Raw genomic sequence first — 23,113 nt, 5'->3', positions numbered from 1 at the left:
CTCCCTATGCCCCTAGGGGTCCCTTCAGGGTCGAGATCCCCCTCTGGGACCTGTCCTGTCCGGCCATCGGCCGGTTACCGTCACCCCGTGGCAATGTTCCGACTTCAAGGCAGCAAAGTGCTGGCCGTCGACATGACCGGGGACGCCGTGAAGGCGAAGAACGGTTCGATGGTCGCCTACGACGGCCAGATGACGTTCAAGAAGCTGAGCGGCGGCGGTGAGGGCCTGCGCGGGATGGTGACGCGGCGCCTCACCGGCGAACAGATGACGTTGATGGAGGTGACGGGGCAAGGAACCTGCTGGTTCGCGGACCGGGCCTCCGAGATCAACCTCGTGAATCTTCAGGGGGACAAGCTGTACGTGGAGTCGAGCAACCTGCTCGCGACGGACTCAGGGCTGCGTACGGGCACGAGCTTCACGGGGCTGCGTGGCGCCTCGCAGGGCAACGGCCTGTTCACCACGACCATCGAGGGTCACGGCCAGGCGGCGATCATGTCCGACGGCCCGGCGGTGCTGCTGCGTGTGAGCCGTCAGTACCCGCTGACGGTGGACCCGGGGGCGTACATCGCGCACCAGGGCGACCTCCAGCAGTCCTTCCAGTCCGGTGTGACGTTCCGCACGTTGATGGGCGAGGGCGGCGGCGAGGCCTTCCAGATCCGCTTCGAGGGCGAAGGACTCGTCTATGTCCAGCCCAGCGAGCGCAACACGGTGGCGGGAGACGTGTGACATGGCCTTCCGTGAGATCAACTCGAAGATGATCGAGGCGACCGTGATGCCGGGCCAGCGGCTGTTCAGCCAGCGCGGCGCGATGCTCGCCTACAGGGGCGAGGTGTCCTTCACGCCCAACACGCAGGGCGGCCAGGGCGGCATCGCGTCGATGATCGGCCGCCGGGTGGCGGGCGAGGCGACCCCGCTGATGACCGTCGAGGGCAGCGGCACCGTCCTGTTCGGGCACGGCGGTCACCACATCCAGGTGATCAACCTGACCGGCGAGACGCTCTACGTCGAGGCCGACCGCCTGCTGGCCTTCGACGGCACCCTCCAGCAGGGCACGATGTTCATGGGCTCGCAGGGCGGCGTCATGGGCATGGTGCGGGGGCAGGTGACGGGCCAGGGCCTGTTCACCACCACGCTGAAGGGGCACGGGGCCGTCGCGGTCATGGCGCACGGCGGGGTCATCGAGGTACCCATCACCCCCCAACGCCCGGTCCACGTCGACCCGCAGGCGTACGTGGCGCACCACGGCGACGTACGCAACAAGCTGTCCACCGCGCTCGGCTGGCGCGACATGGTGGGCCGGGGCTCCGGCGAGGCGTTCCAGCTGGAGCTGAGCGGCAGTGGTGCGGTGTACGTCCAGGCCTCGGAGGAGAAACTGTGAGCATGTACGGGGCTCCGGTCGCCGGCCCGACCGTCTTCGACCCGATGACGCTGCCGTCCGACGACAACGTCAACAGTTACACCTTCTGCGTGGAGCTCAAGGGGAGCCAGTGGTTCCTGCAGAAGGGCAAGATGATCGCCTACTACGGCTCGATGGAGTTCAACGGCATCGGACACGGCCGTTTCGGCGGCCTTGTCCGTACGTCTTTTCATTCGCCTCTGCACGCGAGCGACTGGGTCGTCGCCGAGGGCTCCGGCAAGATGCTCCTCGCCGACCGGGCCTTCGACGTCAATTCGTACGACCTCGAAGACGGCAACCTGACCATTCGCTCGGGCAATCTCCTCGCTTTTCAGCCAAGTCTCGCGCTCAAGCAGTCGATCGTTCCGGGCTTCCTGACCCTGATCGGAACGGGCAAGTTCGTGGCGGCCTCCAACGGCCCGGTGGTGTTCATGGAGCCCCCCATCCGGGTCGACCCGCAGGCCCTGGTCGGATGGGCCGACTGCCCCTCGCCGTGCCACCACTACGACCACGGGTACATGACCGGTCTCATGGGCGGCCTACGTGCGATGACGGGCATCGGCGGCGCGTCCGGCGAGGAGCACCAGTTCGAGTTCGTCGGGGCGGGCACGGTCCTGCTCCAGTCGTCCGAAACCCTCATGGCCGAGCAGGCCACGGGCATGGTCCCGCACGAGCCGGGCGTACCCGGCGGTGGTGGGGCACCCGGTCACCCCGGACAGCCGGCGGGCGCACCACGCCTTCCCGGACAGCTGGGGGACCTCCAGCGTCGCTTCGGGCTGTGAGCGGTAGTCTGCGGAGTGTGACATCGAACGTGTGCACGTTGTCATGCTCCAACCCGTAAGACCCGTCCTGTCCGTCCGACCGCACCACCAAAACCCTCACTAGTTCGCCTTTCAACATTTTAGGTAGACTTCATTCATGGAGACCGAAACGGCCACGCGCTGGCTGACCGATGCGGAGCAGTGCGCCTGGCGCACCCATCTGGACGTCAACAGGCTGCTGACGCACCAGCTCGAAAGGGATCTGCAGCCGTTCGGCCTGACAATGAACGACTACGAGATCCTGGTGAACCTCTCCGAGTCGGAGGGCCGGCGGATGCGGATGAGCGACCTCGCCGCCGCCACCCTCCAGTCCAAGAGCCGCCTCTCGCACCAGATCACCCGTATGGAGAACGGGGACCTGGTGCGCCGGGAGAACTGCGAGTCCGACCGGCGCGGGCTGTTCGCCGTGCTGACGGAGCACGGCATGGAGACGATGCAGCGGGTCGCGCCGCACCATGTGGCGTCCGTGCGGCGGCACTTCATCGATCTGCTGCCGGAGGAGGCGCTGGAGGAGCTGCACAAGTCGCTGGCGCCGATCGCGGAGCACCTCCGGAGCCACCGCGGGAAGCCGTAGCGCTCCGCCGCGTCGGCCGGAGTGGCGCCGGGGGACTGCGGGTCGTCCTGTGGCCGCGGGTTCGTTGCGGCCGGGCGCGCAGTTCCCCGCGCCCTTACGTGCTCGGTGGTCGCGAAGGCAGCCTCAGCTCGAACGAGGCTCCTCCGCCGGGGGCGTCACCAACCGTCAGGGTGCCTCCGTGGCGGGTGGCGATGTCCCGGGCGATGGCCAGACCGAGGCCCGCGCCGCCGTCGTCCCTCGCCCGGGACTCGTCCAGGCGGACGAAGCGTTCGAAGATGCGGTCGCGGTCCGTGACGGGGACGCCTGAGCCGTCGTCGGCCACCTGGAGGATCGCCCGGTCGGGGGTGGTGCGCAGGGTGACGGCGACACGCTCGCGGGCGTGGCGGTGGGCGTTGTCCAGGAGGTTGCCGAGGACGCGGCGGATCTGGTTGCGCGAGCCGCGCACTTCCACGGCCTCGACGCTGTCCAGGGTCACTCCGTCGCGGGACGACACCTCTTCCCGTACGACCTTCGCCAGGTCGAAGCGCGCGTCCGGCGGCGGCCGCTCCCCCGCGTCCAGGCGGGCGAGCAGCAGCAGGTCGGCGGCGAGGCTCTGCAGTCGTACGGTGTCCTCGACCGCCCCGTCCAGGTCCAGCAACTCCGGGTGCGCCGCGCCCACTTCGAGCTGGGTGCGCAGGGACGCGATCGGGCTGCGCAGCTCGTGCGAGGCGTCCGCGACGAACGCGCGCTGCCGTTCCACCGAGGTCTCCAGCGCGGCCAGCGTCTCGTTCGTCGTCCGCGCCAGCCGGGCGATCTCGTCGTGCGTGTCCGGCTCGGGCACGCGGCGCGAGAGGTCCTCGGAGGCCGTGATCGCCGCCATCTCGGAACGGATGCCCTCGACCGGGCGCAGCGCCCGCTTGGTCACGAGGTACGTCACCCCGCTGACCGTCAGCAGCAGGAGCGGCAGCCCGATGAGCATCGTCGTCAACGCGGTACCGACGGCCTCCTCTTCGATGGAGAGCGGCGCGCCCGCGTAGACGGTGAGTGGAACGCCTGCCGGCGTGACCACGTCGACCCCGGCGAACCGATACTCCGCCGTCACCCCCTCGACGGTCGCGACGCCCTCGCCGTACCACGTCTCATCGGCGACCTCGCCGGCGGGGAGAGTGCCCTCGTCCTCCGCGTCCCGGTCGCCCTCCGCCTTGTCGTCGACGTCGTCGTTGGTCTCGGAGTTCAGCCGGTCCGAGGCGACGGCGGACACGTCCATGCCCTCGACGTCCTCACCGACCGCGACGGGCTTCTCGTTCCGGTCCAGGACCTCGACGGGGTTCTCGTCACCGTCCGGCAGCCTCAGCTCGGCGTAGGCGAATCCGTTCGCCAGCGCCGAGGCGGCGTTGCGGGCCACGGAGTCGGCCTCCGCGTCGGCCTTGTCGGTGAGGGTGAACCGCAGCGAGAGCAGGACGGCGGCGCCCGCGGCGACCAGGGCGACGGCGACGACGACGGTCGCGGCGAGGGTGGCGCGGGCCCTCACCGAGCCGAGACGGCGCCTCACGGGCGGGCCTCCAGTCTGTATCCGGCCCCGCGCACGGTCTTGATGAGCGTGGCGCCCAGCTTGCGGCGCAGGGTGCTGATGTAGACCTCGACGATGTTCGGGTCGCCGTCGTAGGCGAAGTCCCAGACGTGCTCCAGGATGTCGGCCTTCGACACGACCTCACCGGCTCTCATCACGAGCTGCTCCAGGACGGAGAACTCCTTGGTGGTGAGAGCGATCTCGTCCTCGGCGAGGAACACGCGCCGGGCAGCGGTGTCGACCTTCAGATCGCCGACCTCGTGCACGGGCGAGGCACCGCCCGACGGACCACGCCGCCGCAGCAGCGCCTTCACACGGGCGACGAGGACGACGTACGAGAACGGCTTGGTCAGGTAGTCGTCGGCGCCCGTGTCGAGGCCCTCGGCCTCGTCGTACTCGCCGTCCTTGGCGGTGAGCATCAGGATCGGCACGTCGTGCCCGGCGGCACGCAGGGCACCGCACACGCGGTAGCCGTTCATGCCGGGCAGCATGATGTCGAGGATCACGAGGTCGTACGCACCCTCGCTCGCCCGGTGCAGGCCCTCGGTCCCGTCGTGGACGACGTCCACGGCGTAGCCCTCGGCCGTCAGGCCCTTGGCCAGCGACACGGCGAGCCGCTTCTCATCTTCCACGATCAACAGGCGCATGCGCCCAGCTTGGCAAACCGAACCTGAAGCGGTCTTCAGGGGGCTTCAGGTCCGCTTCAGCGTCGATCGGCCAGATTGGTTCCCGTCGAAAGCAGACGAGGCGGACAAGCCAGCTGCAACCGGCGACACCATTCGTTACTGGTTGCAACCAGTCGCATTCTGGAGGAAACCCATGAAGCGCAACATCGTCATCGCCACCATCACGGCCGTCGCCCTGATCGGCGGCGGCACCGCGACCGCCATCGCGGTCTCGGGTGACGACGAGGCGCCGGCGAAGAAGACCGTGTCGGTGTCGAACGACGACAACGACCGCGACGACGTCAATGACACCGACGACACGGCCCAGGACAAGGCCGAGGACCAGGCCGCCCGCGACACGGACGAGGACGCCGGGGACAAGGCCGAGAACGCGGCCGAGGCGAAGGCGGGTCAGGTCACGGCGGCCGACGCGATCAAGGCGGCGCTGAAGCACCAGGCCGGTACGGCGGTCTCCGCCGACCTCGACGACGAGGGCACGAACCTGGTGTGGGACGTCGACGTCCTGACCAACGGCGGCAAGTGGTACAGCGTCCAGATCGACCCGGGCACCGGCAAGGTCCTCGGCTCGCACGCCGACCGGGACGACGACGGTGACGACGCCGCCGAGACCGAGCAGATCCGGGCCGCCCTCAAGGGCAGCTCCGTGGCCGCCGCCGAGGCCGCCGAGGCCGCCGCCGCCAAGGGCACGGTGACCTCCGTCGACCTCGACGAGGAGAGCAAGGACAGGGCCTGGGAGGTCGACACCACCGCCGCCGACGGCACCGGCAGCGACTGGAGGGTGAACCTGGACTCCGCCAAGGTCACCGCCGACCGCTCGAACGACTGACCCCCTCGCAGGCCACAGGCCCGCACGAACCACCGGGAGGAGTGACACCGCCGCCCCGCCGGCCACCGTCGCTCCCCCAGGGGGACCGCGTCTCCCTCCCCCCACCACGGAAGACCGGCTCCTCCTTCCTCGCCGGGAAGGCCGACGTCTCCCCTCCCCCCAGGAGATACGCGGCCTTCCTCACCCCACAGGTAGGGGCACCCGACACCGGGTGCCCCTACCGCCGTTTCGGGGCCGGGGAGTGCGCTCCATCTCACCTCGGTTCGCCGGTCCGCTCCGCCACTCCCTCCGCCACCCCCGTCTCCGACTCCCCCGCACGGCCTTGCCGCCTCCCCACCCCCACGGCGATCGCCGCGAGCAGGGCCGTCGCGCCCGCGAGGGCGAAACCGAGGGGCGGCGAGAAGTGGGCCACGAGGAGGCCCGACGCGGCCGCGCCCGCCGAAATGCCGGCGTTCACGGCGGTGTTGACCCAGGCGCCGGCCTGGGTGCGGGCGCCGGAGGGGACGGATTCGTCGGCGACGAGGTACGCGGTGGTCAGGGCCGGGGCGACGAAGAGGCCGGCGCAGACGACAGCGCCGGTGAGGGTGGCGAGGTCCGGGGCGAGGCCGGCGCCGGCGAGGGCGAAGCCGAGGCCCGCCGTCAGCAGCGACAGCCGTACGCGGGCGCCGGAGCGCCACTCGACCGAGCCGTACAGCAGGCCGCCCACGGCGCTCCCGGCCGACAACGCGGCGAAGATCCAGGCCACGACGTCGTCACCGTGCCCCCGTTGCTCGGCGAAGGCCAGCACCAGCAGGTCGAGCGCCCCGAGCGCCAGCCCGACCCCGCCGGCCACGACGACGGGCGGCATGATCCCGGCCACCACGCGCGGCCTCCGTACGCCGGTCGCCCCCTTCGGCGCAGGGACGCGGCCCGGCATCCGCGCCACGGCCGGAGAGGTCACGAACCCGAAGGTCCCCGCCACCACCAGCACGGCGCCCAGGAGCACGGCGGCGGCCGGAGCGGCGAACTGCACCACCCCGCCCACCGCCAACGGCCCCGACACGAAGAGCAGTTCCTCCGCGACCCCGTCGAGGCTGTACGCGCGTCGCAACAGCCCCCGGTCCGCCGCGAGTTCACTCCACACCGTCCGCATCGTCGGCCCGAGCGGAGGCGTACAGGCTCCCGCCGCCACCGCGACCGCCCCCAGCACCGGGCCCGACGCCCCCGGCCGCCAGCTCGTCACCGCCAGCGTGCCGAGCAGCACAGCGTAGAGCGAGGCCATCGGCAGCAGCGCACGGCGCGGGCCGTACCGATCGACGAGCGCCGCCCTCGCGGGCGACAGCAGGACACTGGTGGCGCCGAACAGGGCCATGACCGTGCCGGCGACGGCGTACGAGCCCGTCGTACGGGTCACGGCGAGCAGCACGGCGACCGGCACCATGCCATAGGAGAGCCGGCCGACGAGTACGGCGGCGAAGGTGCGGCGGGCGTACGGAATGCGGAGCACCGCGGCGTACGAAGGCCGCGGAGAGGTCGCGGACATGCGAAAGGTTCCTCACCTGGAGGCGAAAAAGGGGACACCGAAGTCCCGCGTGCCGAACCGGCCGCGGGATCGTCCGCCCTCTACGCAAGGTGATGGAACACCCGGCCAAACTAGCAGCCCGTGACAGAGCCAAGGGGGTGAATTTCGTGGGCGGGTGCGGGTGGTGTGTGATTGCTCGCGCAGTTCCCCGCGCCCCTCAAAAGGCAGGCGCTGCGCCCCGTGCTTTTTGCTTTTCAGGGGCGCGGGGAACTGCGCGACCAGCCCCCACCCACCCGCAGCCAACGAACGCACCCGAGCGGGGCGAGGAAAACCCCGGGCTCACCCCTCCGTCAGACCCGCGACCAGCTCGTCCGCCGCCCGATACGGATCCAGCTCGCCCGCCACGATCCGCTCGGCCAAAGAACTGAGGCGGCGGTCACCGTGAAGGTCCGCGATCCGCTCACGAAGGGCGGTGACCGCGATGGTCTCGACCTCGCGCGCGGCCCGGGACCGGCGGCGCTCCGCGAGGACCCCGCGCTCCTCCATCCACGCGCGGTGCTTCTCCAGGGCCTCGACGACCTCGTCGATCCCCTCCGCCCGCGCGGCCACCGTCTTGATGATCGGCGGCCGCCAGTCACCGGGACCACGGGACTCACCCAGCCCCAGCATGTGGTTCAGCTCCCGTGCGGTCGCGTCGGCCCCGTCCCGGTCGGCCTTGTTGACCACATACACGTCACCGATCTCCAGGATCCCGGCCTTGGCCGCCTGGATGCCGTCACCCATGCCCGGCGCCAGCAGCACCACGGACGTGTCCGCCTGGGAGGCGATCTCCACCTCCGACTGGCCGACACCGACCGTCTCGACCAGCACGACGTCACACCCGGCGGCATCCAGCACCCGGATCGCCTGCGGGGCGGCCCACGCCAGCCCGCCCAGATGGCCGCGCGTCGCCATCGAGCGGATGTACACACCGGGGTCGGAGGCGTGCTCCGACATCCGGACCCGGTCGCCGAGCAGGGCGCCACCGCTGAAGGGCGACGACGGATCCACCGCCAGCACCCCGACCCTCTTCCCGGCCCGCCGGTACGCGGTCACCAGTGCCGACGTGGACGTGGACTTGCCCACGCCGGGCGAGCCGGTGAGGCCCACGACGTACGCCCCGCCGGTGAGCGGGGCCAGCGCCGCCATGACCTCGCGGAGCTGCGGGGACGCCCCCTCCACCAGGGAGATCAGCCGGGCGACGGCCCGGGGCCGCCCTTCCCTGGCCTGTGCCACCAGTGTGGGGACGTCCTGCATCACAGCTCCGTTCCGAGTAGCCACGTACACCTGAGAACTGAAGGCCTCAGGCCTTGGGTACCCGCACGATCAGCGCGTCACCCTGCCCGCCGCCACCGCAGAGCGCGGCCGCGCCGACACCGCCGCCACGCCGCTTCAGCTCCAGGGCGAGGTGGAGGACGAGACGGGCGCCGGACATGCCGATGGGGTGCCCGAGAGCGATCGCACCACCGTTGACGTTCACCTTTTCCGGGGACACGCCGAGGTCCTTCATTGACTGTACGGCGACCGCGGCGAAGGCCTCGTTGATCTCGATGAGGTCGAGGTCGGCCACGTCCAGGCCGTCCTTCTTCAGGGCGTGCTGGATCGCGTTCGACGGCTGCGACTGCAAGGAGTTGTCCGGTCCGGCGACATTCCCGTGGGCGCCGATCTCGGCGAGCCACGCAAGGCCCAGCTCCTCCGCCTTGGCCTTGCTCATGACGACCACGGCGGCGGCGCCGTCGGAGATCTGCGAGGCGGAACCGGCCGTGATCGTGCCGTCCTTGGCGAAGGCCGGCCGCAGCTTGCCCAGCGACTCGGCGGTCGTCTCACCGCGGATGCCTTCGTCCTGGCTGAAAACGACCGGCTCGCCCTTGCGCTGCGGGATCTCGACCGGCGTGATCTCGGCGTCGAAGAGACCGTTCTTCTGGGCGGCGGCGGCCCGCTGGTGGGACAGGGCCGCGATCTCGTCCTGCTCGGGGCGCAGGATGCCGAGGCGCGTGTTGTGCTTCTCGGTGGACTCGCCCATGGCGATGTTCTCGAAGGCGTCCGTGAGCCCGTCGTGCGCCATGGCGTCGAGCATCTGGATCGCCCCGTACTTGTAGCCCTCACGGGACTTCGGGAGCAGGTGGGGGGCGTTGGTCATGGACTCCTGGCCGCCGGCCACCACGACGTCGAACTCTCCGGCGCGGATCAGCTGGTCGGCCAGCGCGATGGCGTCGAGGCCCGACAGACAGACCTTGTTGATCGTGAGCGCGGGCACGCTCATCGGGATGCCCGCCTTGACCGCTGCCTGGCGCGCCGGGATCTGCCCCGCCCCGGCCTGGAGCACCTGGCCCATGATCACGTACTGCACCTGGTCGCCACCGATCCCCGCACGGTCGAGGGCGGCCTTGATCGCGAAGCCACCGAGGTCGGCTCCGGAGAAGGACTTCAGCGAACCGAGCAGCCGTCCCATGGGTGTCCGGGCACCGGCGACGATCACCGAGGTCCTGCCGTTGGATCCAGTCATGAGGTGCGATCCCCTTCCAGCTTGCACAGCCGAGGAGTGAACGAGGGTTTACTTCGAATGTACTGAGTGGCACTCCGTGCCGTCATCAAGCTGTCGGTGTGATCGCTGGCACGTTGCGTAACCACTCGCGGAGCGCTGCACTAACACCATGCTGACGCGAATCGACCACATCGGGATCGCCTGCTTCGACCTCGACAAGACCGTCGAGTTCTACCGGGCCACCTACGGCTTCGAGGTGTACCACTCCGAGGTCAACGAGGAGCAGGGCGTGCGCGAGGCCATGCTCAAGATCAACAGCACGGACGACGGCGGCGCCTCCTACCTGCAGCTCCTGGAGCCGACCCGCGAGGACTCCACCGTCGCGAAGTGGCTGGCCAAGAACGGCGAGGGGGTCCACCACATCGCTTTCGGTACGGCGGACGTCGACGGCGAGGCGGCCGCGATCAAGGACAAGGGCGTACGCGTCCTGTACGAGGAGCCGCGAGTCGGCTCCATGGGGTCACGGATCACGTTTCTGCACCCCAAGGATTGTCACGGCGTACTGACAGAACTGGTCACTTCGGCGCCAGTTGAGTCACCTGAGCACTGACCCCCGTACATATGGGCCGGTAGGGTTGGGGTCGGCCGTCGCCTTCGAAGGGGACGGCCCGGGTCCTGCCGCCTTCCGAGGAGTGGGATCCAAGGGCGCCGCGGAGATCCATCAGCGGTTGCCCGAGGGCCGGGGTCCAGGTTTCGGGGGACGAGGGTTAGGGCGGCAGCCCGTGCTCCGCCGTTGATCTGACACCATTCCCCGGGAGCCCCGTTCGCCGGTTGGACGGAGCTCATTTGCCAGAGGTTGCGACCAGGGGACGGATGGGACCGCGCAGTGCGGGGCTACGAACGCCAGGAGCGAGAGCCGGCGGCTGACGTCGACCACCTCTCTCGGTTCGAGGCCGAGATGGAGCGGCTGAAGACCGAGCGGGAAAAGGCGATTCAGCACGCCGAGGACCTCGGCTACCAGGTCGAGGTGCTGCGCGCCAAGCTGCACGAGGCGCGCCGCACCCTCATGTCCCGGCCCGCCTATGACGGAGGCGACCTCGGGTACCAGGCCGAGCAGATGCTCCGCCAGGCCCAGATGCAGGCCGACCAGCTGCGCGCGGACGCCGAGCGTGAGCTGAGCCAGGCCCGGGCGCAGACCCAGCGGATCCTCCAGGAGCACGCCGAGCAGGCCGCACGGCTCCAGGCGGAGCTGCACCAGGAGGCGGTCACCCGCCGCCAGCAGCTCGACCAGGAGCTGTCCGAGCGCCGGCAGACCGTCGAGTCGCACGTCAACGAGAACGTCGCGTGGGCCGAGCAGCTGCGCGCCCGCTCCGAGCAGCAGGCCCGCCGGCTGGTCGACGAGTCGCGCGCCGAGGCCGAGCAGGCGCTGGCCGCCGCCCGCGCCGAGGCCGAGCGGCTCGCCACCGAGGCCCGCCAGCGGCTCCAGAGCGACACGGACGCGGCCCGCGCGGAGGCCGACCAGGTTCTGCGCCGGGCCCGAGCCGAGGCCGAGCGGCTGCTGAACGCGGCGTCGACGCAGGCCCAGGAGGCCACCGAGCACGCCGAGCAGCTGCGCTCCTCCTCCGCCACCGAGTCGGACTCCGCCCGCCGCCAGGCCTCCGAGCTGAGCCGGGCCGCCGAGCAGCGCATCACGGAGGCCGAGGCGGCACTCCGCGAGGCGCGCGCCGAGGCCGAGAAGCTGGTCACGGAGGCGAAGGAGAGCGCGGCCAAGGCCCTCTCCAGCGCCGAGTCGACCAACGAACAGCGCACGCGTACGGCGAAGGAGCAGGTCGCCCGGCTGGTCGAGGAGGCCACGAAGGAGGCCGAGGCCACCAAGTCGGCCGCCGAGGAAGTCGTCGCCGACGCCAAGGCCGAGGCCGAGAAGATCGTCGCCGAGGCCTCCGAGAAGGCCCGCTCGATCACCGCGGAAGAGTCCGCCTCCCAGCTCGCCAAGACCGCCAAGACCGCCGAGGACGTGCTGAACAAGGCGTCCGAGGAGGCCAAGAACACCACCAAGGCCGCCACCGAGGAGGCCGAGCGCATCCGCGCCGAGGCCGAGGCCGAGGCGGACCGGCTGCGGGCCGAGGCGCACGACCTCGCCGAACAGCTCAAGGGCACGGCGAAGGACGACACCAAGGAGTACCGCGCCAAGACGGTCGAGCTGCAGGAGGAGGCGCGCCGGCTGCGCGGCGAGGCCGAGCAGCTGCGCTCCGACGCGGTCGCCGAGGGCGAGCGGATCCGGGCCGAGGCCCGGCGCGAGGCCGTCCAGCAGATCGAGGAGGGCGCCAAGACCGCCGAGGAGCTGCTCGCCAAGGCGCGGACGGACGCCGACGAGCTGCGGCAGACGGCCACCACGGACAGCGAGAAGGTCCGCACCGAGGCCATCGAACGCGCTTCGACGCTGCGCCGCCAGGCCGAGGAGACCCTGGAGCGCACCCGCAAGGAGGCCGAGCGGTACCGCGCCGAGGCCGCCGAGCAGACCGAGGAGCTGAAGGCCGAGGCCGAGCGCGCCGTCCGCGAGCTGCGCGAGGAGACCGAGCGCGCCATAGAGGCCCGCAAGGCCGAGGCCGCCGAGGAGCTGACCCGGCTGCACACCGAGGCGGAGGCCCGCCTCGCCTCCGCCGAGGAGGCGCTCGCCGACGCCCGTGCCGAGGCCGAGCGGATCCGCCGCGAGGCCGCCGAGGAGACCGACCGGCTGCGCTCCGAGGCCGCCGAGCGCATCCGTACGCTCCAGGCGCAGGCCGAGGCCGAGGCCGACCGCCTGCGCGACGAGGCCGCGTCCGACGCGTCCGCGTCCCGCGCCGAGGGCGAGGCCATCGCCGTACGCCTGCGGTCGGAGGCCGCGGCCGAGGCGGAGCGGCTGAAGTCCGAGGCGCAGGACACCGCCGACCGGGTCCGGGCGGAGGCGCAGGCCGCGGCCGAGCGGCTCGCCATGGAGGCCTCGGAGACGCTGGCCGCCGCGCAGGAGGAGGCCGTCCGGCGCCGCCGCGAGGCCGAGGAGCTGCTCGGCGCGGCCCGGCAGGAGGCCGGCCAGGAGCGTCAGCGGGCCCGCGAGCAGAGCGAGGAACTGCTGGCCTCGGCGCGCAAGCGCGTGGAGGAGGCCCAGACCGAGGCCGTACGGCTGGTCGAGGAGGCCGAGCGGCGCGCCGGCGAGATGGTGTCGGCGGCCGAGCTCCACGCCCAGCAGGTACGGGAGTCCGTCGCCGGGCTGCACGAGCAGGCCCAGGAGGAGATCGCCGGGCTGCGCCACACGGCGGAGCACGTGGCCGACCGCATGCGCCGGGAGGCCGAGGAGGAGTCGGACCGGGTCCGCGCCGACGCCTACGCGGAGCGGGAGCGGGCCACGGAGGACGCCAACCGTGTCCGCCGCGAGGCCCGGGACGAGACGGACGCCGCCAAGGCGCTCGCCGAGCGCACGGTCGCGGAGGCCATCGCCGAGGCGGAGCGGGTGCGCTCGGACGCGTCCGAGCACGCCCAGCGGGTTCGTACGGAGGCCTCGGACACCGTCGCGCGGGCCGACCAGGACGCCTCGCGCACCCGGGCGGAGGCCCGCGACGACGCCAACCGCATCCGCTCGGACGCGGCCACCCAGGCCGACACCCTCATCACCGAGGTGACGGCCGAGGCGGAGCGGCTCACGCGGGAGACCAACGAGGAGGCCGAGCGCGTACGGGCCGAGTCCGTCGCCAAGGCCGACCAGTTGGTCGGCGAGGCCACCGACGAGGCCGAGCGGCTGCGGGCCGAGGCCGCCGAGACGGTGGGTTCCGCTCAGCAGCACGCCGAGCGGGTACGGGCCGACGCCGAGCGGGCGCGGGCCGAGGCGGAGGCGGAGGCCGACCGGCTGATGGCGCACGCCCGCGAGGAGGCCGACCGCACCCTCGACGAGGCCCGTACGGCCGCCAACAAGCGCCGCTCCGAGGCCGCCGAGCAGGTCGACACGCTCATCACGGAGACGGCGGCCGAGGCCGACAAGCTGCTCACCGAGGCGCAGGCGCAGGCGCAGAAGACCACCGCGGACGCCGAGGGTCAGGCCGACTCCATGGTCGGCGCGGCCCGCAAGGAGGCCGACCGGCTGGTCTCCGAGGCGACCGTCGAGGGCAACTCCACGGTGGAGAAGGCCCGTACGGACGCCGACGAGCTGCTGGTCGGGGCGCGCCGGGACGCGACCGCGATCAGGGAGCGGGCCGAGGAGCTGCGCGACCGCATCACGGCCGAGATCGAGGCGCTGCACACGCGGGCCCGCCGCGAGGCCGCCGAGACGATGAAATCCACCGGCGACCGCTGCGACGCCCTCATCAAGGCCGCCGAGGAGCAGTTGGAGAAAGCGACGGCGAAGGCCAAGGAGATCGTTTCCGAGGCGAACTCCGAGGCCGGCAAGGTCCGTATCGCCGCGGTGAAGAAGGCAGAGGGGCTCCTGAAGGAGGCCGAGCAGAAGAAGTCCACGCTCGTCCGTGAGGCCGAGGAGCTGAAGGCCGAGGCGATCCGCGAGGCCCGCCGTACGGTCGAGGAGGGCAAACGCGAGCTGGAGGTGCTGGTCCGCCGCCGCGAGGACATCAATGCGGAGATTTCCCGTGTCCAGGACGTCCTGGAGGCGTTGGAGTCTTTTGAGGCCCCGTCGGGCGGCAAGGACGGTGGAGTCAAGGCGGGTGCTGCGGCGGGTTCGACCCGATCGGGTGGCAAGTCGTCAGACAGCTAGCGGTGCCGGGGCGTCACGGGTATCTTCCCGCGCCGCCCTTGGCACTACGGACACCCAATTGTGCTCGTTCTGTGCTTGTCAGGGCCTTTACGCAAAGTTTCTGGCAAGCATTCCGATGGTCGGCTAGCCAAAAGGGGTGTCATTCTCCAGATCAAACGTGCATCTGCTCGATGACACGCCGCTTCGCCCCCTAGGATTCCACCTATCACCTCACCGGTCTCATTCGACAGGAACCCCATGAGCGACACTTCCCCCTACGGCTTCGAGCTTGTGCGGCGTGGATACGACCGCGCTCAGGTGGACGAACGTATCTCCAAGCTCGTCTCCGACCGTGACTCCGCTCTCGCCCGCATCACCGCTCTGGAAAAGCGCATCGAGGAACTTCACCTCGAGACGCAGAACGCCCAGGCCCAGGTCACCGACGCAGAGCCGTCGTACGCGGGTCTCGGCGCGCGCGTCGAGAAGATCCTCCGTCTCGCCGAGGAGGAGGCGAAGGACCTGCGCGAGGAGGCCCGTCGCGCTTCCGAGCAGCACCGCGAGCTCGCCGAGTCGGCGGCCCAGCAGGTACGCAACGACGCCGAGTCGTTCGCCGCGGACCGCAAGGCCAAGGCGGAGGACGAGGGCGTCCGGATCGTCGAGAAGGCCAAGAGCGACGCCTCGCAGCTGCGCCAGGAGGCGCAGAAGGACGCGCAGTCCAAGCGCGAGGAGGCGGACGCCCTCTTCGAGGAGACCCGTGCGAAGGCCGCGCAGGCCGCCGCCGACTTCGAGACGAACCTCGCCAAGCGCCGCGAGCAGTCCGAGCGCGACCTGGCGTCGCGTCAGCAGAAGGCCGAGAAGCGTCTCGCGGAGATCGAGCACCGCGCGGAGCAGCTCCGCCTGGAGGCCGAGAAGCTGCGCACCGACGCCGAGCGCCGCGCCCGCCAGACGGTGGAGACCGCGCAGCGTCAGGCCGAGGACATCGTCGCGGACGCGAACGCCAAGGCGGACCGGATCCGGTCGGAATCCGAGCGGGAGCTCGCCGCGCTCACCAACCGTCGCGACTCGATCAACGCCCAGCTCACGAACGTGCGCGAGATGCTGGCGACGCTCACGGGTGCGGCGGTGGCTGCCGCCGGCACGCCCGCGACCGACGACGAGCCGATCTCGCGTGGGGTCCCGGCACAGCAGTCCCGGTAACACCCGCGTCTGACGGCAGCGGCCGGAAGAGGCAACTTGGGCCCGCATCCCTTCGGGGGTGCGGGCCTTCGCCGTAGGGGGCGGTGGCTGTGAGGCACTCCGGTGGCAGGTGCCCGGTGCCCGTTTTAGCGTGGCCGCATGATCGAGCTCGGCGGGCTGACCAAGCGATACGGTGAGAAAGTCGCGGTCAATAATCTGACCTTCGCCGTGCTGCCCGGAATCGTCACGGGGTTTCTGGGGCCGAACGGGGCCGGGAAGTCGACGACGATGCGGATGATTCTGGGGCTCGATCGGCCGACGGCGGGGGACGTGCGGATCGATGGGAAGCATTACGACGGTCTCAGGGACCCACTGAAGTACATCGGCGCCCTGCTGGACGCCAAGGCCGTGCACGGGGGCCGTAGCGCCTTCCATCACCTTCTCTGTCTCGCGCAGAGCAATGGCATCCCCAGGGCGCGGGTGCACGAGGTGCTGGACACGGTCGGGCTGACGTCGGTCGCGCGGAAGAAGGCGAAGGGGTTCTCGCTCGGGATGGGGCAGCGGCTCGGGATCGCGGGTGCGCTGCTCGGGGATCCGCGGATTCTGATGTTCGACGAGCCGGTCAACGGGCTCGACCCGGAGGGCATCCACTGGATCCGGAACGTGATGAAGTCCCTCGCGGCGCAGGGGCGGACCGTGTTCGTGTCGTCGCATCTGATGAGCGAGATGGCGCTGACCGCCGACCACCTCGTGGTGATCGGGCAGGGGCGGCTGCTCGCCGACACCTCGATGGCGGACTTCATCCAGCGGAACTCACGCTCGTACGTACGGATTCGTACGCCGCAGCGGGAACGGCTGCTGGACGTGCTGCACACCGCCGGCGTCACGGTCGTGGAGACGGGTAACGGGTCGCTGGAGGTGGACGGCGGGAAGCCCGAGCAGATCGGCGAGCTGGCCGCGCGGCATCAGCTCGTCCTGCACGAGCTGAGTCCCCGACAGGCCTCGCTGGAGGAGGCGTTCATGCGGCTGACGGCCGAGTCGGTGGAGTACCACGCGCATGACACGACCCCGGCGACGGCCCCGGCCCCCGTCCATGACTGGGGCAGCGGCTGGAATCGGGAGGGCTGACGCATGGCCGCCGCCCAGGTCGTCCGCTCCGAGTGGACCAAGATCCGGTCGGTGGCGTCCACGGTGTGGACGCTGTCGCTGGCCGTGGTCGTCACCATCGCGCTCGGCGTGCTGATCTCGCTGCTGTCGAAGCACGAGTTCGACAATCTGAGCCGCGGGGAACGGCTCTCGTTCGATCCGACGTTCATCAGCTTCGCGGGGATGAGCCTCGGGCAGCTGGCGATGATCGTGTTCGGGGTGCTGGTGGTGTCGAACGAGTACAGCAGCGGCATGATCCGGACGTCGCTGGCCGCCGTGCCGCAGCGGGGCACCTTCCTCTTCAGCAAGATCGCGGTGGCCACCGGGCTCGCCTTCGTGGTGGGGCTCGCGACCGGCTTCGTGGCGTTCTTCCTGGGGCAGGCGATGCTCGGCGAGCACCGGGCCGAGATCGGCGATCCGGGCGTCCTGCGCGCGGTCTTCGGTGGCGGGCTCTACATGACCCTCATCGCCGTGTTCTCGATGGGTGTCGCGGCGATGCTGCGCGGCCCGATGCTGTCGCTCGGCATCCTGATGCCGTTCTTCTTCCTGATCTCCAACATCCTGGGCAACGTCGACGCCACCGAGAAGATCGGCCGGTACCTGCCCGACCAGGCCGGCAGCAGGATCATGCGGGTGATCACCCCGGTGGACGACGACACGCCGTACGGGCCCTGGGGCGGTCTCGCCATCATGGCGCTGTGGGTGGTCGCGGCCCTGCTCGGCGGATACCTGCTGCTGAAGAAGCGAGACGCGTGATCAGGCACCTGACCAGCGGGTCCGTACATGCAAAGCCGGTCCGCCCGTGACCTGCGTGGTTTCACTTCCTCTTGGGCGGAACCGTCAACGCCCCGATAAGCTCCTAATCTTTACGGGGGCGGGTGCCCCGACGTCCTGAGACGTCCTGAATCGTTCGATGGGTGCGGAGCATGATCGAGGCAGTCGGCCTGACGAAGCGCTATGGCGCCAAGACGGCCGTGTACAACCTTTCCTTCCAGGTGCGGCCGGGGACCGTCACCGGCTTCCTGGGTCCCAACGGCTCGGGCAAGTCGACGACGATGCGCATGATCCTCGGCCTGGACAATCCCACCTCGGGGCAGGTGACGATCGGCGGCTATCCGTATCGCAAGCTGCCGAACGCGGCCCGGCAGGTCGGTGCCCTCCTCGACGCCAAGGCGGTGCACGGCGGCCGGCACGCCCGCAACCACCTGCTGTCCCTGGCTCAGCTGTCGGGTATCCCGGCCCGCCGGGTGGACGAGGTGCTGGGCGTGGTCGGCCTCCAGGATGTGGCCAAAAAGCGCTCCAAGGGCTTCTCGCTCGGCATGGGCCAGCGGCTCGGCATCGCCGCCGCCCTGCTCGGCGACCCCCAGGTGCTGCTCTTCGACGAGCCGGTCAACGGCCTCGACCCGGAGGGCATCCTCTGGGTCCGCAACCTGATGAAGGCGCTCGCCGCGGAGGGCCGTACGGTCTTCGTCTCCTCGCACCTGATGAGCGAGATGGCGGTGACAGCCGACCATCTGATCGTGATCGGGCGCGGGCAGCTGCTCTCCGACATGAGCATCAAGGACTTCATCTCGGCGAACTCCGCCGACTTCGCGCGCGTACGGACGCCGGACACCGAGCCGCAGCAGCGCGAGAAGCTGACGTCCGCGCTGACCGAGGCGGGCGGCCAGGTGCTGCCCGAGCAGGACGGCGCGCTGCGCGTCATGGGTCTGCCGCTCCCCCGCATCAGCGACCTCGCGCACGGCGCCGACGTACGTCTGTGGGAGCTGTCGCCGCACCAGGCCTCGCTGGAGGAGGCGTACATGCGGATGACGCAGGGCGCCGTCGACTACCGTTCGACGACCGACCAGAAGGCCGGTCTCCAGCAGCCCCTGGCGCCCGGCGCGCAGCCGCCGATGCCCGTGCCCGGGCAGGGCCAGCCGGGCTGGTACGCCCCGCCGGCGCCGCAGCAGGGCAGCCAGCCCTACGCGCCGCAGGGCCAGCCGATGCCGCAGGGGCAGCCGACCGGTCCGTACGGGGCTCCGGCGCCCGCCGCCGCGCCCGCTCCGGGTCAGCCGCAGCCGAACCCCTACGCCCAGGCCGCACCCCAGGCCCCCGCACAGCCCGCCCCCGCGGCCGCGCCCGCCGCCGACCTGACGAAGTCCGAGGACGCCCGATGAGCACGCCCCAGCCGCCTCTCACCCAGCAGCCGCCCGCCCCCAACTGGCAGGGTGCGCCGGGCACTTCGTACACCTCGCCGATCCCGGTGGTGCGCACCCACCTCGGGCACGCGATCAGCTCCGAGTGGACGAAGATCAAGTCGGTCCGCTCGACGATGTGGACGCTGGGCGTCTTCGTCGTCCTGCTGATCGGCCTCGGTCTGCTCTTCGCCCTGATCGCCGCCTCCACGGACATGAACCTGGAAGGCGAGTCCCCGCTGGGCCTCGGGCTGTTCGGGCTGATGATCGGCAGCGTCTGCATCATCACGCTCGGGGTGCTGACCACCGCGTCCGAGTACGGCACGGGGATGATCCGGACCACGATGACCGCGTGCCCGAGCCGCGGCCGGGTCCTGGTCGCGAAGGCCATCGTGTTCTTCGCGCTCACGTTCACGGTCACCCTGGTCACCACCGCGTTCGTCGGCTTCGCCCAGGTGGCGATCCTGGAGGGCAACGGCGCCGCGAGCCCCGACGGTGACGAGTGGTTCAAGGCCACGGTCGGCGTGAGCCTCTTCCTCGCGCTCTTCGGGCTGCTGTCGCTGCTGATGGGCTCGCTGATCCGGCACTCCGCGGGCGCGATCACCATCATGCTCGGTGTGTTCCTCGCCCCGCTGGTCATCGCGATCTTCATGTTCTCGGAGTCGCTGCGGGAGGTGCAGGAGTTCCTGCTGGAGTACTCGATCCCGAGCCAGCTGAGCGTCTTCTACGGCGCGGAGCTCAGCCAGACGGGCCCGTCCGGCTGGGACCCGCTGTGGATCATGCTCGGGCTGGTCGCGGCCGGGTTCGTCGGCGCGTACGCCCTGCTGGAGCAGCGGGACGTGTAACCGACAGGCCGCGAGGTGTCAGAACCTCGGCGCGTTACGGGACCGCCGCACCCTCGTGGTGCGGCGGTCCTTCGCGTTCCAGCAGGCCTTGTGCCAGTGCCGGCGCTCGTCGACGCCCGAGTGCTCGGGCCAGGCGACGACATGCGGCACCCCGGAGGGGATCATCTGCTCGCAGCCGGGGCAGCGGTACGTCTTGCCGGCCGCGCTCGCGCCCGCCACATGCCGCACGCTCCACTCCTCGCCCTGCCAGGGCTCGCTGGTCTGCCAGCCGCCGTACCGGTCCGACCGGTCCTCCTCTGCGCTGCGGCCTGACGGACCCGACGAGGCATGGTCCTTGGGGCGGTTGCGACGCGGGGACACGGGACACCTCACGGGGCTATACAGGGAGCAGAGTTGGCGTCCAGCCTACGCGGGCCCGGTGGGGGTATGCGTACGTCACCAAACCCCCCAGATCGCCCTCCGCCCGGCGCATTCTGCAGACAATCCGCAAATCTCGCCGCCAAGCCGTGTCTTCGGCACGTGTCACGCGGTTATGCCGGTGGGGGAGCTCCCGAGTCGGAGCCGAGGAAGCAGGAAGAGCGATGCACGTAGGAACATTTGTACTGGGAGCCCAGTTCCCCGGCCAGGGCCAGGGGGAAGCGCTCCACCGGGCGGTACGGACGGCGGAAGTGGCCGAGGAGGCCGGACTGGACGCGGCCTGGCTGGCCGAGCACCATTTCGTGCCGTACGGCACCTGCCCGTCGGCGATCACCCTCGCCGCGTTACTGCTGGGACGCACCCGGCGCATCCGCGTCGGTACGGCGGTCAGCGTGCTGCCCACCGTCCACCCCGTGGCCCTGGGCGAACAGGCCGCGCTGCTGCATGTGACGTCCGGCGGACGCTTCTCGCTGGGCGTCGGGCGCGGCGGTCCATGGGTCGATCTCGAAGTGTTCGGCACCGGAATCGAGGCCTACGAGGAGGGGTTCCCGGAGTCACTCGATCTGCTGGTGCGCTGGCTGCGGGAACCCTCGGTGTCGGCATCGGGGGAACGATTCAGCTTCCGTGAGGTCCCCGTCGTACCGCGCCCCACGGAGAACCTGGACGAGACTCCCGGGCCCGAGGTCGTCGTCGCCTGCACCTCGCCGGCGAGCGTACGGCTGGCCGCCGAGCGCGGGCTCTCGATGCTCCTCGGCATGCACGTCGGGGACGAGGAGAAGGCCGAGATGGTCGCCCTGTGGCGCACGTACGCCCGGGCGGCGGGCCGTTCGCCGGAGGAGATCTCCGGCGCGGCCCATGTCTCGGCCGGCGTCTGCCAGATCGCGGACCGCCGCACCGACGCCGTCGAGGCGCTCACCAAGGCGATGCCCGGCTGGCTCAAGCACGGCCTCGACGCCCATGTGACCGTCGACGGCCGCGCCCGCGCCATGCGGGACCCGCTGGCGTACACCGAACTCCTCTGCGGACTCCACCCGGTGGGCACCCCGCGGCTGTGCGCCGACCGGCTCGCGGCGACCAGCGAGCGGACGGGCATCTCCCGCTTCGCCCTGCTCGTCGAGGGCTCCGGCGATCTGTCGGCGACGGAGGAGAACGTACGGCGACTCGGTGCCGAGGTGCTGCCTCACCTCGGCTGAGCCACTGCGGGGAGCTTGCCGCCCCGGTTACTGATGCACCTCCCGCGGTTGGAGCGGCAAGCCGTGGTGCGTCACGCCCTCAGCAGTCCCGGAGTTCCGGGGACTGGTTGAGAAGTTGACCGCGGATCGAGGTGAAGCGGGCCAGCCTGTCGTCCACGGACGGGTCCAGAGGGAACACCGCCACACGGTGGCAGTTCTGGAAGGCCAGCCGGACACCGAAGTGCCGCTGCAGCGCTCCGCGAATCGCGTCACTGGCGAGCGCGCGCAGCAGTTGTCCGCGTGCCTGCTCGTCCGGCGGGGGCGTCTGGTTGTCGGCGAACTCTCCGCCGTCGACCTTCAGCTGGGCCACCAGGGAGCTGATCATCTCCCACGCGTAGGGCAGGGAGGTCCGGACGCAGTCGACGAAGGCGGCTTCGTCGACCTCGCCTCGCTCGGCCTGTTCGAGTAGGGCCGGTGAGACGTCGAGCGACATGGGTTCTCCTCTCGCACCCCCACAACAACAGGGGTTGACGGACAGGGTCGGAGATCGGGTCGACGAACACGCAGAGTGCACGCTTCGCGACCTCCAGTTTCTACGGTAAGCAACCGAACGTGACCGCACCAGGAGATTGCGCGCACCGACAAGGCGCTGGACGCACACAATCAGCCAATGCCGAACATGAGTTGACAGAGGCACATGCCGGAGGACGACGAAGGCCCACGTGAGGGCGCGGAGGAGCGTGACGGAGGGCGACAGCCACCGACCGGGAGCACCGGGGCAGTCGAACGGTTCCCGGGCGGCGTGCCGGCGATCGGAGGTTCCGTCGCGGAGGGTTTCCGGTGGTCGAATCGCGCGCACCCGTCGGCGTCGAGTAGCGTTGCCGACCATGCGTCTCGTCATTGCCCGCTGCTCCGTCGACTACGCGGGCCGGCTCACCGCCCATCTCCCCTCGGCTCCCCGCCTGATCCTGGTGAAGGCGGACGGCAGCGTCTCGATCCACGCGGACGACCGGGCCTACAAGCCCCTCAACTGGATGTCGCCGCCCTGCACGCTGAAGGAGGGCATCGGTGACGAGCAGGGCGTCTGGACGGTCATCAACAAGGCGGGCGAGAAGCTCATCATCACGATGGAGGAAGTCCTCCACGACTCCTCGCACGAACTGGGCGTCGACCCCGGCCTGATCAAGGACGGCGTCGAGGCACACCTCCAGGAGCTCCTCGCCGACCGCATCGAGACCCTCGGCGAGGGCTACACGCTCATCCGCCGCGAGTACATGACGGCCATCGGTCCGGTCGACATCCTGTGCCGGGACGCCGACGGCGCGACGGTCGCGGTCGAGATCAAGCGGCGCGGTGAGATCGACGGTGTCGAGCAACTCACCCGCTACCTGGAGCTGTTGAACCGCGACCCGCACCTCGCGCCGGTCCGCGGCATCTTCGCCGCGCAGGAGATCAAGCCCCAGGCCCGTGTCCTCGCCACCGACCGCGGCATCGGCTGCGCCGTCCTCGACTACGACGCGCTACGCGGCATCGAGGACGACAAGCTGCGGCTGTTCTGACGACGGCCCGTCCGATACGCGTTCCGGCCT

The 23,113-nt window shown here is 70.6% G+C and carries 21 protein-coding genes; 14 read left to right on the top strand and 7 right to left on the bottom strand.

Annotation, left to right across the window (positions count from 1 at the left end):
- Positions 1-93: 93 nt before the first annotated feature.
- The 4 genes from JIX55_RS34635 to JIX55_RS34620 all read left to right on the top strand — a co-directional run bounded on the left by JIX55_RS34635 (position 94) and on the right by JIX55_RS34620 (position 2,791).
- Complete coding sequence (locus JIX55_RS34635; protein WP_257569584.1) at positions 94-726, top strand: AIM24 family protein; 633 nt, start codon at positions 94-96, stop codon at positions 724-726.
- A 1-nt stretch (position 727) separates the two neighbouring features.
- Positions 728-1,378, top strand: coding sequence for an AIM24 family protein (locus tag JIX55_RS34630; protein ID WP_257567163.1), 651 nt, complete (start codon positions 728-730; stop codon positions 1,376-1,378).
- Between the two features lie 2 nt (positions 1,379-1,380).
- Positions 1,381-2,178 carry an AIM24 family protein gene (locus JIX55_RS34625; RefSeq protein ID WP_257569583.1) on the top strand — a complete coding sequence of 266 codons (798 nt, stop codon included), beginning with the start codon at positions 1,381-1,383 and terminating at the stop codon, positions 2,176-2,178.
- A gap of 136 nt (positions 2,179-2,314) precedes the next feature.
- Positions 2,315-2,791, top strand: coding sequence for a MarR family winged helix-turn-helix transcriptional regulator (locus JIX55_RS34620; protein WP_257567162.1), 477 nt, complete (start codon positions 2,315-2,317; stop codon positions 2,789-2,791).
- Positions 2,792-2,885: 94 nt separating this feature from the next.
- Here the strand turns inward: JIX55_RS34620 and JIX55_RS34615 are convergent, their stop codons facing one another.
- Both JIX55_RS34615 and JIX55_RS34610 read right to left on the bottom strand, forming a co-directional pair.
- On the bottom strand, positions 2,886-4,322 hold the full coding sequence (locus JIX55_RS34615) for a sensor histidine kinase (RefSeq protein ID WP_257567161.1): 1,437 nt from the start codon (positions 4,320-4,322) through the stop codon (positions 2,886-2,888).
- Positions 4,319-4,987, bottom strand: coding sequence for a response regulator transcription factor (locus tag JIX55_RS34610; protein WP_257567160.1), 669 nt, complete (start codon positions 4,985-4,987; stop codon positions 4,319-4,321). The genes JIX55_RS34615 and JIX55_RS34610 overlap by 4 nt, the downstream gene beginning before the upstream one ends.
- Before the next feature lie 172 nt (positions 4,988-5,159).
- On the opposite strand from JIX55_RS34610, the gene JIX55_RS34605 reads away from it, so the two are divergent.
- Positions 5,160-5,852, top strand: coding sequence for a PepSY domain-containing protein (locus JIX55_RS34605; RefSeq protein ID WP_257567159.1), 693 nt, complete (start codon positions 5,160-5,162; stop codon positions 5,850-5,852).
- Between the two features lie 253 nt (positions 5,853-6,105).
- Here the strand turns inward: JIX55_RS34605 and JIX55_RS34600 are convergent, their stop codons facing one another.
- The 3 genes from JIX55_RS34600 to JIX55_RS34590 form a co-directional block, all read right to left on the bottom strand.
- The gene (locus tag JIX55_RS34600) at positions 6,106-7,374 is read right to left on the bottom strand and encodes an MFS transporter (protein ID WP_257567158.1); all 1,269 of its coding nucleotides are present in this window, start codon (positions 7,372-7,374) and stop codon (positions 6,106-6,108) included.
- Positions 7,375-7,692: 318 nt separating this feature from the next.
- Complete coding sequence (gene meaB, locus JIX55_RS34595) at positions 7,693-8,649, bottom strand: methylmalonyl Co-A mutase-associated GTPase MeaB (RefSeq protein ID WP_257567157.1); 957 nt, start codon at positions 8,647-8,649, stop codon at positions 7,693-7,695.
- A gap of 46 nt (positions 8,650-8,695) precedes the next feature.
- The gene (locus tag JIX55_RS34590; protein ID WP_257567156.1) at positions 8,696-9,898 is read right to left on the bottom strand and encodes an acetyl-CoA C-acetyltransferase; all 1,203 of its coding nucleotides are present in this window, start codon (positions 9,896-9,898) and stop codon (positions 8,696-8,698) included.
- Between the two features lie 148 nt (positions 9,899-10,046).
- Between JIX55_RS34590 and mce the strand changes: the two genes are divergently transcribed.
- From mce to JIX55_RS34555, 7 genes are all read left to right on the top strand, one after another.
- Complete coding sequence (gene mce, locus JIX55_RS34585; protein ID WP_257567155.1) at positions 10,047-10,487, top strand: methylmalonyl-CoA epimerase; 441 nt, start codon at positions 10,047-10,049, stop codon at positions 10,485-10,487.
- Between the two features lie 276 nt (positions 10,488-10,763).
- Positions 10,764-14,612: a polarized growth protein Scy gene (gene scy / locus JIX55_RS34580; protein ID WP_257567154.1), complete on the top strand. Its 3,849-nt coding sequence runs from the start codon at positions 10,764-10,766 to the stop codon at positions 14,610-14,612.
- A gap of 237 nt (positions 14,613-14,849) precedes the next feature.
- Positions 14,850-15,788 carry a cellulose-binding protein gene (locus tag JIX55_RS34575; RefSeq protein ID WP_257540539.1) on the top strand — a complete coding sequence of 313 codons (939 nt, stop codon included), beginning with the start codon at positions 14,850-14,852 and terminating at the stop codon, positions 15,786-15,788.
- A gap of 138 nt (positions 15,789-15,926) precedes the next feature.
- On the top strand, positions 15,927-16,895 hold the full coding sequence (locus tag JIX55_RS34570) for an ATP-binding cassette domain-containing protein (RefSeq protein ID WP_257567153.1): 969 nt from the start codon (positions 15,927-15,929) through the stop codon (positions 16,893-16,895).
- A gap of 3 nt (positions 16,896-16,898) precedes the next feature.
- Complete coding sequence (locus JIX55_RS34565; RefSeq protein ID WP_257567152.1) at positions 16,899-17,669, top strand: ABC transporter permease; 771 nt, start codon at positions 16,899-16,901, stop codon at positions 17,667-17,669.
- 170 nt (positions 17,670-17,839) lie between these two features.
- Positions 17,840-19,072: an ABC transporter ATP-binding protein gene (locus tag JIX55_RS34560; RefSeq protein WP_257567151.1), complete on the top strand. Its 1,233-nt coding sequence runs from the start codon at positions 17,840-17,842 to the stop codon at positions 19,070-19,072.
- Entirely contained in the window at positions 19,069-19,935 is an 867-nt protein-coding gene (locus tag JIX55_RS34555) for an ABC transporter permease subunit (RefSeq protein ID WP_257567150.1), read from the top strand. The genes JIX55_RS34560 and JIX55_RS34555 overlap by 4 nt, the downstream gene beginning before the upstream one ends.
- Before the next feature lie 18 nt (positions 19,936-19,953).
- Here JIX55_RS34555 and JIX55_RS34550 read toward each other — a convergent pair whose 3' ends face one another.
- Complete coding sequence (locus JIX55_RS34550) at positions 19,954-20,295, bottom strand: ATP/GTP-binding protein (RefSeq protein WP_257567149.1); 342 nt, start codon at positions 20,293-20,295, stop codon at positions 19,954-19,956.
- Positions 20,296-20,516: 221 nt separating this feature from the next.
- Here JIX55_RS34550 and JIX55_RS34545 point away from each other — a divergent pair, with 221 nt between their 5' ends.
- The gene (locus tag JIX55_RS34545; RefSeq protein WP_257567148.1) at positions 20,517-21,545 is read left to right on the top strand and encodes an LLM class flavin-dependent oxidoreductase; all 1,029 of its coding nucleotides are present in this window, start codon (positions 20,517-20,519) and stop codon (positions 21,543-21,545) included.
- 79 nt (positions 21,546-21,624) lie between these two features.
- Here the strand turns inward: JIX55_RS34545 and JIX55_RS34540 are convergent, their stop codons facing one another.
- Positions 21,625-22,017 (bottom strand): SCO5389 family protein, encoded by a 393-nt coding sequence (locus tag JIX55_RS34540; protein WP_005480204.1) that lies wholly within the window; start codon positions 22,015-22,017, stop codon positions 21,625-21,627.
- Positions 22,018-22,411: 394 nt separating this feature from the next.
- Here JIX55_RS34540 and nucS point away from each other — a divergent pair, with 394 nt between their 5' ends.
- Complete coding sequence (gene nucS, locus JIX55_RS34535; RefSeq protein WP_257567147.1) at positions 22,412-23,083, top strand: endonuclease NucS; 672 nt, start codon at positions 22,412-22,414, stop codon at positions 23,081-23,083.
- The last annotated feature ends 30 nt before the right edge of the window (positions 23,084-23,113 follow it).

Origin of the sequence: Streptomyces sp. DSM 40750, from assembly GCF_024612035.1 — a bacterium.
GTDB lineage: Bacteria > Actinomycetota > Actinomycetes > Streptomycetales > Streptomycetaceae > Streptomyces.
Note: the sequence above shows the minus strand (reverse complement) of the source record. Positions and strands in the feature narration are given on the sequence as shown.

Excerpts from the sequence above, each read along its gene's own strand:
- JIX55_RS34620 (WP_257567162.1), top strand. The coding sequence starts at position 2,315 with ATGGAGACCGAAACGGCCACGCGCTGGCTGACCGATGCGGAGCAGTGC.
- JIX55_RS34605 (WP_257567159.1), top strand. The coding sequence starts at position 5,160 with ATGAAGCGCAACATCGTCATCGCCACCATCACGGCCGTCGCCCTGATC.
- JIX55_RS34570 (WP_257567153.1), top strand. The coding sequence starts at position 15,927 with ATGATCGAGCTCGGCGGGCTGACCAAGCGATACGGTGAGAAAGTCGCG.
- mce (WP_257567155.1), top strand. The coding sequence starts at position 10,047 with ATGCTGACGCGAATCGACCACATCGGGATCGCCTGCTTCGACCTCGAC.
- JIX55_RS34575 (WP_257540539.1), top strand. The coding sequence starts at position 14,850 with ATGAGCGACACTTCCCCCTACGGCTTCGAGCTTGTGCGGCGTGGATAC.
- JIX55_RS34600 (WP_257567158.1), bottom strand. The coding sequence starts at position 7,374 with ATGTCCGCGACCTCTCCGCGGCCTTCGTACGCCGCGGTGCTCCGCATT.
- JIX55_RS34565 (WP_257567152.1), top strand. The coding sequence starts at position 16,899 with ATGGCCGCCGCCCAGGTCGTCCGCTCCGAGTGGACCAAGATCCGGTCG.
- JIX55_RS34630 (WP_257567163.1), top strand. The coding sequence starts at position 728 with ATGGCCTTCCGTGAGATCAACTCGAAGATGATCGAGGCGACCGTGATG.
- JIX55_RS34555 (WP_257567150.1), top strand. The coding sequence starts at position 19,069 with ATGAGCACGCCCCAGCCGCCTCTCACCCAGCAGCCGCCCGCCCCCAAC.
- JIX55_RS34560 (WP_257567151.1), top strand. The coding sequence starts at position 17,840 with ATGATCGAGGCAGTCGGCCTGACGAAGCGCTATGGCGCCAAGACGGCC.
- JIX55_RS34610 (WP_257567160.1), bottom strand. The coding sequence starts at position 4,987 with ATGCGCCTGTTGATCGTGGAAGATGAGAAGCGGCTCGCCGTGTCGCTG.
- JIX55_RS34625 (WP_257569583.1), top strand. The coding sequence starts at position 1,381 with ATGTACGGGGCTCCGGTCGCCGGCCCGACCGTCTTCGACCCGATGACG.
- JIX55_RS34590 (WP_257567156.1), bottom strand. The coding sequence starts at position 9,898 with ATGACTGGATCCAACGGCAGGACCTCGGTGATCGTCGCCGGTGCCCGG.
- JIX55_RS34545 (WP_257567148.1), top strand. The coding sequence starts at position 20,517 with ATGCACGTAGGAACATTTGTACTGGGAGCCCAGTTCCCCGGCCAGGGC.
- nucS (WP_257567147.1), top strand. The coding sequence starts at position 22,412 with ATGCGTCTCGTCATTGCCCGCTGCTCCGTCGACTACGCGGGCCGGCTC.
- JIX55_RS34540 (WP_005480204.1), bottom strand. The coding sequence starts at position 22,017 with ATGTCGCTCGACGTCTCACCGGCCCTACTCGAACAGGCCGAGCGAGGC.
- JIX55_RS34635 (WP_257569584.1), top strand. The coding sequence starts at position 94 with ATGTTCCGACTTCAAGGCAGCAAAGTGCTGGCCGTCGACATGACCGGG.
- meaB (WP_257567157.1), bottom strand. The coding sequence starts at position 8,649 with ATGCAGGACGTCCCCACACTGGTGGCACAGGCCAGGGAAGGGCGGCCC.